Origin of the sequence: Streptomyces sp. 147326, assembly GCF_045000215.1 — a bacterium.
In the GTDB taxonomy this organism is placed as follows: domain Bacteria; phylum Actinomycetota; class Actinomycetes; order Streptomycetales; family Streptomycetaceae; genus Streptomyces.
The window spans coordinates 3,398,568-3,410,976 of record NZ_CP134201.1; the positions used below are offsets into that span (position 1 = coordinate 3,398,568).

The window sequence follows — 12,409 nt, forward strand, 5'->3', positions numbered from 1 at the left end:
TTCCCGGTGGCGCCCGCGGCTCCCCCTAGTCGGTGGGCCACACCGGGAGCGGGCGTACGGCTTCGCGCAGCGCGGCGGCGATCGTCCGGAACTCCTCCTGGCGGGCGGTCCCGGTGCGCATGGCCAGGGCGATGCGCCGCGAGGGCGCGGGCTCGGCGAAGTACCCGGTGGACAGGTACTCGTTGCGGGCGGTCTCCAGGCGCAGGGCGGTGCGCGGCAGCAGCGTCACGCCGAGCCCCCCGGCGACCAGCTGGACGAGGGTGGAGAGCCCCGCGGCGGTCGTCGTCACGTCCGCCCCGGTGGTGCGCCCCGCCTCCCGGCAGATGTCGAGGGCCTGGTCCCGCAGGCAGTGCCCTTCGTCCAGCAACAGCAGCTGCAGTCCCCGCAGTTCCTCCAGCGGGATGTCCCGGCGCCCGGCCAGCGCGTGCTCCCTGGGCGCGAGCAGGACGAAGTCCTCGTCGAAAACGGGCAGTTCGGTGACCCCGGGGACCCCCAGCGGCACCGCCAGCAGGAGCAGGTCCAGGCGTCCGGTGGCCAGCCCCTCCAGCAGGGTCGCGGTCTGCTCCTCGTGCACCTGGAGGTCCATCCGGGGGTAGCGCCGGTGGAAGAGCCCGAGCACGGTCGGCAGCAGGTACGGGGCCACCGTGGGGATCACCCCGAACCGCAGGATCCCGGTGAAGGGGGCCCGTACCGCCTCGGCCTCCTCCAGCAGCCCGCCCACCGCGTCGAGCACCACCTGCGCCCGGGCCGCGATCCGCTCGCCCGCCGGGGAGAGCAGCACCTTGCGGGTGGTGCGCTCCAGCAGCTGCACGCCGAGGGCCTCCTCCAGCGCGGAGACGGCTCCGGAGAGCGCCGGCTGGCTCATCCCGATGGCCGCGGCGGCGTCCCGGAAGTGCAGGTGCTCGGCGACGGCCGCGAAGGCGCGCAACTGTGCGAGGGTCGGCTGCTTCGCTCCCCTGTTACCCACGGCCACTGATAGGTACCTCCGATCACCCACCACAAGACTAGCTATTTCTGCAATCAATGCAGGTGTGTCAGCATGTGAGATACGTCCAACCCCCTCGGAAAACCCCCAAAAGGGGCTATTTTCCTATTCTCAAGGAGAGCGCGTGCTCACTGTTGGTGACAAGTTCCCGGCCTTCGACCTGACCGCCTGTGTCTCGCTCGAGGCCGGAGCTGAGTTCGCGCAGATCGACCACAAGACCTACGAAGGCAAGTGGAAGGTCGTCTTCGCCTGGCCGCTCGACTTCACCTTCGTGTGCCCGACCGAAATCGCCGCCTTCGGCAAGCTGAACGACGAGTTCGCCGACCGCGACGCGCAGGTCCTCGGCTTCTCGCTGGACTCCGAGTACGTCCACCACGCCTGGCGCAAGGACCACGCCGACCTGCGTGACCTGCCCTTCCCGATGCTGTCCGACATCAAGCGCGAGCTGTCGGCCGAGCTCGGCATCCTCGGCGAGGACGGCCTCCCGATGCGCGCCGTCTTCATCGTGGACCCGAACAACGAGATCCAGTTCTCGATGGTGACCGCCGGTTCCGTGGGCCGTAACCCCAAGGAGGTCCTGCGGGTCCTCGACGCCCTGCAGACCGACGAGCTGTGCCCCTGCAACTGGAACAAGGGCGAGGCCACCATCGACGCCGGCGCGCTGCTGGCCGGTGAGTGACGGATGTCCCTGGACGCCCTGAAGTCGGCCGTACCGGACTTCGCCAAGGACCTGAAGCTGAACCTCGGTTCGGTCATCGGCAACAGCGACCTCCCGCAGCAGCAGCTGTGGGGCACCGTCCTGTCCTGCGCGATCGCCGCCCGCTCCCCGCGCGTCCTGCGTGAGCTGGAGCCCGAGGCGAAGGCGAACCTCTCCCCGGAGGCGTACACCGCCGCCAAGTCCGCCGCCGCGGTCATGGCGATGAACAACGTCTTCTACCGCACGCGGCACCTGCTCTCCGACCCGGAGTACGGCACGCTGCGCGCCGGCCTGCGGATGAACGTCATCGGCAACCCGGGCGTGGAGAAGGTCGACTTCGAGCTGTGGTCGCTCGCGGTCTCCGCGATCAACGGCTGCGGTCAGTGCCTGGACTCGCACGAGCAGGTCCTGCGCAAGGCCGGCGTCGACCGCGAGACGATCCAGGAGGCCTTCAAGATCGCCTCGGTGATCCAGGCCGTCGCCGTCACCCTCGACGCCGAGGCCGCCCTCGCCGCCGAGTAGGCACGCGTACGACCGTCAGGGCCCCCGCAGCCGTCTCCGGCCGCGGGGGCCCTGCGCGTTCACTTCCTCAGTGCGGCCATCAGCGCCCGCGCGTCCTCGACCGCCGCCGCTGCCAGCGTGTCCCGGCCGGGCCGTGCCAAGAGCCTCGCCTGCGGGTCCGGATCGTCCTCGGTCCGGTCGTAGAACATCACCTCGAAGGTGAACACCGCGCCACCGTCACGGACCCTCAGCTGGAGGCCGTCGGCGGCACCGGGGGTACTGAGGAGAGCCTGCTCCCCCAGACCGGGGACCGACTCCCAGTGGTCGGCAACGCCTTCGCCGAGCACCCGGTCGTACCGGGAGCCGAGCTCGAACTCGGGCGCCGGATCCGTCTTCTTGTGCAGCTCCACCACCGCGGCGACGAAGAACCCCCCGGCGGCCACCGAACGGTCACCGTTGTGGCTGCACGAAGCCCAGTCCATGGCCGGATGCCGGCCGCCCTTCTGCGGGGCGGAGTCCGTGAACCCGCCCAGCCCCCCGGCCAGGGCCGGCGCCTTGAACTGGTCGCACAGGTTCTCCGTGACCCGGTAGCGGATCTCCGGCTCCTTCAGCCGGTCCCCGTAGGCGTACACCCCGCCCGCCCACAGCGCGGAGGTGGCCACCACGGCCACCAGCACCGGCCACCACGGCCGGCGGGGCCCCCTCGCCTCGTGCACCACGGTGTCCTGCGCGACCTCGGCCGGCCGCGCCGACTCCCACTCCCCGTCTAACTCGGGCTCTGTGATCATCCCGTCCCCCTAGTTCTTCAGCGCCACCATGAGCTCGCGCATGTCCTCGATCATCGCCGCCTGGACCGCGGTGGCGTCAGTGGCGGGTCGGTCGTTCTTCTCCGCGTAGGTGCCGGCCCACACTTCGACGGTGAACACCGCAGCGCCGTCCAGCACCTTGAGCTCCTGCAGCTGACCAGAGGCGGACACGATCATGACGGCATCCTCACCGAGGTCCGGCACCGCTTCCCTGCGCACGTCGCCGGTGTCGGCCATCGCCCTGAGCGGCGGCACCTCGAACTCGGTCGAGGGGTCGACCTTCTTGTGCAGGTCGACCCGCGCGGTCACGATGAAGTCCGGCATGCCATCGACGTTGTTCCTCACGCACGCTGCCCCGTACACGGCAGGGTGGTCGCTCTCCTGGTTCATCGGTCTCTTCTTGTGCAGGTCTCCGGCCAGCCCGCCCAGCGTCTGAGCCTTGAAGTCCTCGCACAGGTTCTCCGTCGCCCGGTACGAGAGCGTCGGCGCCGCCGGCCGGTCCCCGAGGGCGTACAGCCCGCCGGCCCACACCGCCGACGCCGCCACCACCCCGCCCAGCGCCCACAGCCACGGCCGCGAAGTGCCCGCCGCCGCGCGCTCGCGCGGCGCGAGCGGCTCCGCCACCTCCGCCGGCTCCGCCGTGTCCCACTCCGCGTCGAGCTCCGGATCGGTGATCATGTCCGCCCCCTGCAGTCCCAAGTCCTGAGCGCCGCCACCGGCATGCGCGCGTCGTTGATCATTGCAGCCCTGACCTCCTCGACGTCGGGGCAGGGGCGAATCGATCGATTCGGGCTAGGACTTGCGGTCCTCGCTGTCGGGTACGACGCCCAGGGCCGTCGAGCCGTGCGGGGCCGGACCGACCATGCCGGCTCCGTGGCGGAGCTGCTCGCGCGAGTACGCCCTCAGGTATCCGACCACCGTGTTGGTGACCGCCACCAGCGGAACGGCGACCACCGCACCGCCGATGCCCGCGATCATGCCGCCGGCGGCCACCGCGAGCACCACCGCGAGCGGGTGCACCCGTACCGCCCGGCCGAGGATGAAGGGCTGCAGCACGTGCCCCTCGATCTGCTGCACCGCCAGCACCACGAGCAGCACCATCAGGGCGGTGAACACGCCCTGGGTCACGAGCGCCACGACCACCGCGAGGGCGCCCGAGACCACTGCGCCGACCAGCGGGATGAAGGCGAAGAGGAAGATGAAGACGGCCAGCGGCACCGCCATCGGCACGTCCAGGAAGTAGATGCCGAGGCCGATGAAGATGGCGTCGATGAGGGCGACGATGACCGTGCCGCGCACGTACGCGGTCAGCGTGCGCCAGGCCCGCGGACCGGCCCCGGCGACACCGGCCCGGGCGGCGGACGGGACGAGGCCCAGGGCCCAGTTCCAGATGCGCTTGCCGTCGTAGAGCAGGAAGAGCGTCGAGAACATCGCGAGCAGTATGCCGGTGAGGACCTCGACGAGGACCGTCACGCCTTGCAGGCCGGCGGAGGTGATCTGCTCGGTGTTCGTGCCGATGGTCTCGCTGAGGTTCTTCGCGATGTCGTTGATCTGCTTCTCGGTCACGTGGAACGGACTGTCCAGTGCCCAGAGCTTGAGCTCGTTGATGCCGTCGCGGACCCGGTCGGAGAGGTCGTCGAGGTTCTCCATGACCTGCCAGACCACGAACCAGCCGACGAGCCCGATGACCACGAAGCCGAGGATCGCCGTGACGGCCGTGGCCAGCCCCCGCGGCAGGCCCAGCCGGCGCAGCCGGACGACGAAGGGCTGGAGCATCGCGGTGACGAGCATCGCGGCGGCGAAGGCGAGGACGACCAGGCGGACTTCGCTGATCACCTTCATCAGCACCCAGAGCATCCCGGCGAGGAGCAGCAGCCGCCAGCTGGCCTCGGCGGCGACGCGCATCCCCCACGGGACCACGCTCGCCGGGTCGGGGCGCTCGGGGACGGCCGGCGGGGCCGGGTGCGGCGGGTCGGCAACGGGCGGCGCGGTGGCGGGCGGCTCGGGCTCCGCCGGCGCGGACGCGGCGGCACCCCGCGGGTCCCCGATGGTCTCGGCCTCGACCTCGGCGCGCCGCTCGTTGAGCCGCGCCTCCATCCGGTTCAGCTTGTTCCCGAGCCGGCCGAGCCAGCCTTCCCGCTTCGCCATGTCACTTCCTTCCCCCGCCCCCGTCTACGGGCACACCACGAGACCGTACACGCGGGGAGCCCCGCACCGTAGGACGGTGCGGGGCTCCCCGAGGTTGAGCGTGCTTCTAGTACCAGCCGTTGGCCTGGTGGAAGCTCCACGCGCCGCAGGGGCTGCCGTAGCGGACGTTCATGTAGTTCAGGCCCCACTTGATCTGCGTGGCGGGGTTCGTGCGCCAGTCCGCGCCGGCCGAGGCCATCTTCGAACCGGGCAGCGCCTGGACCAGACCGTAGGCGCCCGAGGACGAGTTCACGGCCTTGTAGTTCCAGGTGGATTCCTGGTTGATGATGTTCGAGAAGCACTGGAACTGGCCGGCCGGGACCATCTGCTGGGCGATGGCCTTGACCTGGGCGACCGTGTAGGAGCTCTGGGGGGCGAAGTCGCCGGCGTCGCGGGCGGCGGAGCGGCTGGCGACCTCTTCCTTCGCCTCGCGTTCCTTCTTCGCCTTCTCGTCGGCGGCCTTCTGCGCTTCGGCCTTCTTCGCCTTGGCGTCCTCGGCGGCCTGCAGGCGTGCGGCCTCCTCGGCCGAGCGCTTGGCGTCGGCGTCGGCGGCGTGGGCGATGGTGTCGGCCTGCTGCGTCAGGGACGCGCTCTGGACCTGCGCCTGATCGCCGACCGGGATTTCGGCAAGGAGAGTCGCGCCGGAAGCGGTCGTCTCGAGATCGTTCGTGGGGTCGCCGGTGGCAACGCCCACGACTGCGCCGACGGTGGTGACCGCGGTGGCCGAAGCCACGGCGAACCCCCGGACCGAGATCCGGCTCACACGGTGTCCTTCCAGCAGCGTCCGCAGTGACCGCGCGGGCGCAAAAGTGCCCCTCGACTCTGGCCTCCGTGGTTCTACGGTCACTGGAGGCGCGGGCCCGTGGGCAACTCCCTCGCGGGGGCTGCTCCGTGAAACTCCGGGCGGCATACGGCATTCGACTGTGGAGTTGTGGTGCTGCGTCGTACCTCACGGGAGGTACTGGGGGTCCCCCCGGACGAAGTCTGGGGGAGTGCCGTATGCGGGGCCTGACGGAAACCAGACTCTGCCGGAACGCGACACCGCAAGGCAATTCTCCGTTGCGTGGGAAAGGTCACACCTGGCATGTCGCCGTCGATTTCACCAAAGGGCTGTGCAGCACGACGCCGCCCGGCTAGGCTCTCGGGCCTTTGCCGGGCGGCGCCAACTCACCTTCCCGCTATGTGGTTTTTGACCGTTTCGACTGCCCGGAAGGGGGCCGCCGGGGTCAGAGGGTTTCGAGCATCTCGGTGACCAGTGCGGCGATCGGGGAGCGCTCGGACCGCGTGAGGGTGACGTGCGCGAAGAGCGGATGCCCCTTCAACTTCTCGACCACGGCGACGACTCCGTCGTACCGGCCGACCCGCAGGTTGTCGCGCTGGGCCACGTCGTGGGTCAGAACGACCCGCGAATTCGCCCCGATCCGGGACAGAACGGTCAGCAGGACGTTCCGCTCCAGCGACTGCGCCTCGTCCACGATCACGAAGGCGTCGTGCAGCGAACGGCCGCGGATGTGGGTGAGCGGCAGGACCTCCAGCATCCCGCGGTTCAGCACCTCCTCGATGACCTCGCGCCCGGCGACCGCCGAGAGGGTGTCGAAGACCGCCTGCGCCCAGGGGCTCATCTTCTCGGAGGCGTCCCCGGGCAGGTAGCCGAGGTCCTGGCCGCCCACCGCGTACAGCGGCCGGAAGACCATCACCTTCTGATGCTGCCTCCGCTCCAGCACCGCCTCCAGGCCGGCGCACAGGGCCAGCGCGGACTTTCCGGTGCCGGCCCGGCCGCCCATCGAGATGATCCCGATCTCGGGATCGAGGAGGAGGTCCAGCGCGATGCGCTGCTCGGCGCTGCGGCCGTGCAGCCCGAAGGCCTCGCGGTCGCCCCGTACGAGCTTCACGTTGCCGTCCGCGGTGACCCGGCCGAGCGCCTTGCCGCGCTCGGACTGCAGGACCAGTCCGGTGTGCACGGGCAGTTCGGCGACCTCCGGCACGTAGAGCCGCTCCTCCGAGTAGAGGAGGTCGACCTGCTCTCCGGAGAGGGCGACCTCGCTCATGCCCGTCCAGCCGGCATCGGTGATCGCGAGCTCTGCCCGGTACTCCTCCGCGATCAGCCCCACGGAGGAGGCCTTGATGCGCAGCGGGAGATCCTTCGAGACCACCGTGACGTCGTAGCCCTCGGCCTGCAGATTGCGGGCGACGGCGAGGATCCGCGAGTCGTTGTCCCCCAGTCGGAAGCCGGCGGGCAGGACGCCCGGGTCGGAGTGGTTGAGCTCGACACGCAGGGTGCCGCCCAGATCGCCCAGCGGGATGGGGGCGTCGAGGCGACCGTTCCGGACCCGGAAGTCGTCGAGCAGGCGCAGGGCCTGGCGCGCGAAGTAGCCGAGTTCGGGATGGTGCCTCTTTGCCTCCAGCTCGGTGATCACCACGATCGGGAGCACGACCTCGTGCTCGTCGAAGCGGGAGATCGCGTTGGGGTCTGCCAGCAGGACGCTGGTGTCGAGGACGTAGGTCCGCCTGTCGGGCAGGCGGCGCTTTGTGCTGGTCACCACGGAAGGACGTACCCCCTCGGAAGAGGTCGGGCCATGAAGACCGGACCGGTCATCGGCACCCATGCCGGGGCCGATTTCCGGCCCTCCCACTTCGTCCGTGCGAACCGCACGTGCGTCCTGGTGCAAAGGGCCTCCCGGGCGGACGACCCCATGCCGTCCGCTGAGACTCGACACCCGTGGATCGGGCATCGACCTGAAAGGGATATTCCCCGATCAGGCCAGGCCATGCCATGGCATATGACGGACGCTCGGTGAATCCCTGGTGAAGGGTTCCGGAAGGGGGCCGAGGGGGAGCTGCGACGGCCCGCGACGGCTCGCGGGGGCCCGCGGGGCTCAGGTGCCGTAGCGCCGGTGGCGGGCCGCGTAGTCGCGCAGGGCCCGCAGGAAGTCGACCTTGCGGAAGGCCGGCCAGAAGACTTCGCAGAAGTAGTACTCGGAGTGCGCGCTCTGCCACAGCATGAATCCGGACAGCCGCTGCTCGCCGCTGGTGCGGATCACGAGGTCCGGGTCGGGCTGGCCGCGCGTGTAGAGGTGCTCGGCGATGTGGTCGATGTCGAGGATCTCGGCGAGCTCCTCGAACGAGGTGCCCTTCCGCGCGTGCTCCAGGAGCAGCGAGCGGACGGCGTCCGCGATCTCCTGACGGCCGCCGTAGCCGACGGCGACGTTGACGAGTATCCCGTCGACGTCGTGGGTGGCCTGCTCGGCCTCCTTGAGCACCGTCTGCGTCCCGGCGGGCAGGATGTCGAGGTTGCCGACGTGGTGGACGCGCCAGCGGCCGTCCGCGGCGAGGCCCCGGACGGTGTTCTCGATGATGTTGAGCAGCGGGCGGAGCTCGACCTCGGGCCGGTCCAGGTTGTCGGTGGACAGCATCCACAGGGTGACGACCTCGACGTCCGTCTCGGTGCACCAGCCGAGCATCTCGGAGATCTTGTCGGCTCCGGCCTGGTGGCCCTGCTCCGTCGTACCTCCGGACGCCTTCGCCCAGCGACGGTTGCCGTCCAGGATGACGCCGATGTGCTTGGGCGCCGCGTCATGGTCGAGGCGGCCTTCCACCCGGCGTGCGTAAAGCCTGTACACCAGGTCGCGCAGCTTCACGATCTTCCAGCCCCTCCGTGCAATGCCCCCGTGCCATTTGCGGTCTCCCCCGAGGCGGCCACATTACTGCGCGGCGGGATGGGGTACCCAACTCGGTCTGTCACAAGTCCGTGATAGGGAGGACAACGTGACTGATACCAATCCCTATCGGGCAGAGCCCTCGCGCTACGACTCCATGGAGTACCGGCGCACCGGCCACAGCGGCCTCAAGCTCCCCGCGATCTCCCTCGGCCTCTGGCACAACTTCGGCGACGACAAGTCCCTGGAGTCCCAGCGGGCGATCCTGCGCCGCGCCTTCGACCTCGGCGTCACCCACTTCGACCTGGCGAACAACTACGGGCCGCCGCCCGGATCGGCCGAGCTGAACTTCGGCAAGATCTTCGCGCAGGACTTCGCGGCCTACCGCGACGAGCTGATCCTCTCGACCAAGGCCGGGTACCTGATGCACCCCGGCCCGTACGGCGAGTGGGGCAGCCGGAAGTACCTGCTCAGCTCGCTCGACGCCTCGCTGAAGCGGATGGGCGTGGACTACGTCGACATCTTCTACTCGCACCGCTTCGACCCGGAGACCCCGCTCGAGGAGACCATGGGCGCCCTCGCGTCCGCGGTCCAGCAGGGCAAGGCGCTGTACGTGGGCGTCTCCTCGTACACGGCGGAGCAGACCGCGGAGGCCGTGCGGATCCTGCGCGACATGGGCGTGCGCCCCCTCATCCACCAGCCCTCGTACTCCATGATCAACCGCTGGACGGAGAAGGACGGGCTGCTGGACACCCTGGAGGACGCCGGGATGGGGTGCATCTCCTTCGCGCCGCTCGCGCAGGGGATGCTGACCGCCAAGTACCTGAAGGGCATCCCGGCGGACTCGCGCGCCGCGCAGGGGAAGTCCCTCAACCCGGACCTGCTGTCGGACGAGGTGCTCCGCCGGCTGGCCGGCCTGAACGAGATCGCGGTCCGCCGCGGCCAGTCCCTGGCCCAGCTGGCACTGAAGTGGGTGCTGCGCGACGACCGGATGACCTCGGCGCTGATCGGCGCTTCCAGCGTGAGGCAACTGGAGGAGAACGTGGCCGCGCTGGCGTCCGCGCCGCTCTCCGAGGCCGAGTTGAAGGAGATCGACTCCTTCGCGGTGTCCACCCCCGGGACCAACATCTGGGCCCAGCGCGGCTGACCTGCGCATTCGTCTCGCGCCCCGGTTGGACGGCGGAGAAACGAAAAACGGGCCGGTCCGTGGGGGGGATACGGACCGGCCCGAGGGGGGGTTCCACCATAACCCTTCGTAAAGCATGCTGCGTGCATTGGCGCGCCACGATTACGCTCCGAAACCGCCCAGCAGCACTCCGGTGAGTGCTCCGGCCGCCATGAAGGGGCCGAAGGCGAAGCCGTGGTCGCGGCTCCCGGAGCCGCGCAACAGCAGGGAGAGCCCGTAGAGGGCCCCGTAGAGGAGGCCGAGGAAGGCCCCTGCCGCCCATACCCCCCACCCGTACCACCCAAGAGCGACGCCCAGCGGGAGCGCCAGCTTGACGTCGCCGAAGCCCATGCCCGCGGGGTTGATCAGGTGGAGCACCAGGTATGCGGCTCCGAGCGCGCCGCCGCCGGACAGCGCGAGCCGCCAGTCGCCTCCGGCGCGGGGCAGGAGGGCGGCCGCACCGAGCCCGGCGGCGACCGCGGCGGCGAGCGGCAGGGTCAGCACGTCGGGCAGCCGGTGCACGGCGCGGTCCACGAGCGCGAGCAGCACGACGACCGGGGCGAGCCCCACCAGGACCACCGCCTCGGGCCGCCCCCCGACGGCCGCCCCGAGCACGGCGCAGAGCGCCCCGGCGAGGGCGGCGAGCGGGGCGGCGCGCCGCCCGTAGGCGTGCGGCGCCGTGCACACGGGGCCCTGCGCAAGGGCCTCCACGGGAACCCGGCAACTGGCCTGCCCGAGCCAGCCGCGCACCCGGTGGCCCTCCGGGCAGCGGTCACGCCAGGGCTCCCCCGGCTCGACGGAGAACCGGTACACGGCCCGCGGCAGCAGCCATCCCGCGGTGGCGCCGTATCCGGCGGCAAGAACGATCAGGGCGACACCCATGCGGCGACGGTAGCGCCGACGGCTGCCGGATTCAGCCCCGCCGACGCTTGAGGCGCAGGGCCCGGGACCGGAACCCCGACCTCCCAACCCCGCCGACGTTCGAGGCGCAGGGCCCGGGACCGGAACCCCGACCTCCCAACCCCGCCGGCGATTGAGGCGCGGGGTCCGGGGCGGAGCCCCGATCTTCAGCCCCGCCGGCGATTGAGGCGCGGGGCCCGGGGCGGAGCCCCGATCATTCAGCCCCGCCGACGCTTGAGGCGCGGGGCCCGGGGCCGGAACCCCGACCTCCCAGCCCCGCCGACGTTCGAGGCGCGGGGCCTGGGGCGGAGCCCCGATCATTCAGCCCCGCCGACGCTTGAGCCGCGCGGTCTCTTCAGCCCCGCCGGCGATTGAGGCGCGGGGGTCCGGGGGCAGCGCCCCAGGCGACGCACCGCCCCCTAGGCTGGCCGGCATGGCGAACTGGCAGGACGGCACCGGCACCCTGCACATCGACGCAGCCCGCATCCCCCTGGAGGTCGCCGCCTCCTACCGGGCCCGCACCCAGGGGCTGCTCGGCCGGGACGGGATCGAGGGCGCCATGCTCCTGACCCCGGCGGCCGGCGTCCACACCTTCCGGATGCGGTTCGCGATCGACGTGGCCTACCTCGACCGGAACCTCCGCGTGCTCGCCGTGGTCACCATGCCCCCCGGCCGCCTCGGCCTGCCCCGCCTCCGCTCCCGGCACGTCCTGGAGGCGGCGGCCGGCGCCATGGCCGGCTGGGGGCTGCGGGCCGGCACCACCGTCGAGGTGGACGTACCGGGGCGTCTCACGCGCGGCTAGGCGGCGCCCCTCCGCGGCAGTAGGTTGGGGCGGTTGAGCTGGGGCATCAGGGGAGCGGCATGACGGAGAACGCGCGGATCAAGGCGCTGGAGCAGATCATGCCGGCGACGCACGGCGCCGACGAGGACATCGACTGGCCGGCGGCCGAGGCCGCCTGGGGGACCCGGTTCCCGGCGGATTTCATCGCGTTCATGGGCCGTTTCGGCGCGGGCTCCATCAACGGCGAGGCGAGCATCCTGCTGCCGCTGCCCAAGCCCGGGCTCCAGTGGGACCCGGCCGAGATGGCCGAGGAGACCGAGAACGCCCGGCAGGCCTGGGAGGCGGAGGGCGGTCGCGCCGCCTTCGACGTGGACCCGGAGGCGATCATCGCCTGGGGCGTCACCGGCGGCTCGGACATCCTGTGCTGGCTCACCTCCGACCCCGACCCGGACCGGTGGCCGGTCCTGGTCTGCGGGCGCCACACCGCCGACTCCTTCGCGGTGCATCCGTACGGCATGGCCGAATTCCTGTACCGGCTCTGCTCCGACGAGTTCGACGTGAGCCCCGTCAGCATCACCTTCTGGGACGGCGACCACCTCAGCTTCGTGCACTGGCGCAAGGCCCAGCGGCGCTGGCAGGAGGGCCGCAACCCGGAGACGGGCGAGCCCGACCCGTACGCCGGCGAGTTCGCCGACTAGAACCCCCGGGGCTCCATAGGGCCCCTCGGAGCG

At 71.0% G+C, this 12,409-nt stretch carries 13 protein-coding genes; 5 read left to right on the forward strand and 8 right to left on the reverse strand.

The genetic code is table 11. From position 1 onward, the window contains the following. Positions 1-25 precede the first annotated feature (25 nt). On the reverse strand, positions 26-973 hold the full coding sequence (locus RIU97_RS14870) for a hydrogen peroxide-inducible genes activator (protein WP_404956960.1): 948 nt from the start codon (positions 971-973) through the stop codon (positions 26-28). A gap of 136 nt (positions 974-1,109) precedes the next feature. On the opposite strand from RIU97_RS14870, the gene RIU97_RS14875 reads away from it, so the two are divergent. Both RIU97_RS14875 and RIU97_RS14880 read left to right on the forward strand, forming a co-directional pair. Then, positions 1,110-1,664: a peroxiredoxin gene (locus RIU97_RS14875; RefSeq protein WP_404956962.1), complete on the forward strand. Its 555-nt coding sequence runs from the start codon at positions 1,110-1,112 to the stop codon at positions 1,662-1,664. Positions 1,665-1,667: 3 nt separating this feature from the next. After that, positions 1,668-2,204 (forward strand): alkyl hydroperoxide reductase, encoded by a 537-nt coding sequence (locus RIU97_RS14880; RefSeq protein WP_404956964.1) that lies wholly within the window; start codon positions 1,668-1,670, stop codon positions 2,202-2,204. Between the two features lie 59 nt (positions 2,205-2,263). Here RIU97_RS14880 and RIU97_RS14885 read toward each other — a convergent pair whose 3' ends face one another. The 6 genes from RIU97_RS14885 to RIU97_RS14910 form a co-directional block, all read right to left on the reverse strand. Then, positions 2,264-2,971 (reverse strand): hypothetical protein, encoded by a 708-nt coding sequence (locus tag RIU97_RS14885; protein WP_404956966.1) that lies wholly within the window; start codon positions 2,969-2,971, stop codon positions 2,264-2,266. A 9-nt stretch (positions 2,972-2,980) separates the two neighbouring features. Then, positions 2,981-3,667 carry a hypothetical protein gene (locus tag RIU97_RS14890; RefSeq protein WP_404956968.1) on the reverse strand — a complete coding sequence of 229 codons (687 nt, stop codon included), beginning with the start codon at positions 3,665-3,667 and terminating at the stop codon, positions 2,981-2,983. 114 nt (positions 3,668-3,781) lie between these two features. Then, positions 3,782-5,137, reverse strand: coding sequence for an AI-2E family transporter (locus RIU97_RS14895; RefSeq protein ID WP_404956970.1), 1,356 nt, complete (start codon positions 5,135-5,137; stop codon positions 3,782-3,784). Between the two features lie 106 nt (positions 5,138-5,243). Beyond that, positions 5,244-5,939, reverse strand: coding sequence for a transglycosylase SLT domain-containing protein (locus RIU97_RS14900; RefSeq protein WP_404956972.1), 696 nt, complete (start codon positions 5,937-5,939; stop codon positions 5,244-5,246). Between the two features lie 463 nt (positions 5,940-6,402). After that, positions 6,403-7,719 carry a PhoH family protein gene (locus tag RIU97_RS14905; RefSeq protein WP_361769722.1) on the reverse strand — a complete coding sequence of 439 codons (1,317 nt, stop codon included), beginning with the start codon at positions 7,717-7,719 and terminating at the stop codon, positions 6,403-6,405. 333 nt (positions 7,720-8,052) lie between these two features. Beyond that, on the reverse strand, positions 8,053-8,814 hold the full coding sequence (locus RIU97_RS14910; protein ID WP_030850457.1) for an isoprenyl transferase: 762 nt from the start codon (positions 8,812-8,814) through the stop codon (positions 8,053-8,055). 127 nt (positions 8,815-8,941) lie between these two features. Here RIU97_RS14910 and mgrA point away from each other — a divergent pair, with 127 nt between their 5' ends. Beyond that, a complete protein-coding gene (gene mgrA, locus RIU97_RS14915) occupies positions 8,942-9,979 on the forward strand; it encodes an L-glyceraldehyde 3-phosphate reductase (protein ID WP_404956975.1) in 1,038 nt (345 codons plus the stop codon). A 141-nt stretch (positions 9,980-10,120) separates the two neighbouring features. Here the strand turns inward: mgrA and RIU97_RS14920 are convergent, their stop codons facing one another. Beyond that, entirely contained in the window at positions 10,121-10,879 is a 759-nt protein-coding gene (locus RIU97_RS14920; RefSeq protein ID WP_404956977.1) for a prepilin peptidase, read from the reverse strand. 451 nt (positions 10,880-11,330) lie between these two features. On the opposite strand from RIU97_RS14920, the gene RIU97_RS14925 reads away from it, so the two are divergent. Together RIU97_RS14925 and RIU97_RS14930 are read left to right on the forward strand one after the other, a co-directional pair. Beyond that, complete coding sequence (locus RIU97_RS14925; RefSeq protein WP_404956979.1) at positions 11,331-11,699, forward strand: DUF192 domain-containing protein; 369 nt, start codon at positions 11,331-11,333, stop codon at positions 11,697-11,699. Positions 11,700-11,758: 59 nt separating this feature from the next. Next, positions 11,759-12,376: an SMI1/KNR4 family protein gene (locus RIU97_RS14930; RefSeq protein ID WP_404956981.1), complete on the forward strand. Its 618-nt coding sequence runs from the start codon at positions 11,759-11,761 to the stop codon at positions 12,374-12,376. The last annotated feature ends 33 nt before the right edge of the window (positions 12,377-12,409 follow it).

Bases quoted from the DNA above. Each gene is read 5' to 3' on its own strand.
- RIU97_RS14880 (WP_404956964.1), top strand. From the start codon at position 1,668: ATGTCCCTGGACGCCCTGAAGTCGGCCGTACCGGACTTCGCCAAGGAC.
- RIU97_RS14885 (WP_404956966.1), bottom strand. From the start codon at position 2,971: ATGATCACAGAGCCCGAGTTAGACGGGGAGTGGGAGTCGGCGCGGCCG.
- RIU97_RS14890 (WP_404956968.1), bottom strand. From the start codon at position 3,667: ATGATCACCGATCCGGAGCTCGACGCGGAGTGGGACACGGCGGAGCCG.
- RIU97_RS14895 (WP_404956970.1), bottom strand. From the start codon at position 5,137: ATGGCGAAGCGGGAAGGCTGGCTCGGCCGGCTCGGGAACAAGCTGAAC.
- RIU97_RS14920 (WP_404956977.1), bottom strand. From the start codon at position 10,879: ATGGGTGTCGCCCTGATCGTTCTTGCCGCCGGATACGGCGCCACCGCG.
- RIU97_RS14925 (WP_404956979.1), top strand. From the start codon at position 11,331: ATGGCGAACTGGCAGGACGGCACCGGCACCCTGCACATCGACGCAGCC.
- RIU97_RS14930 (WP_404956981.1), top strand. From the start codon at position 11,759: ATGACGGAGAACGCGCGGATCAAGGCGCTGGAGCAGATCATGCCGGCG.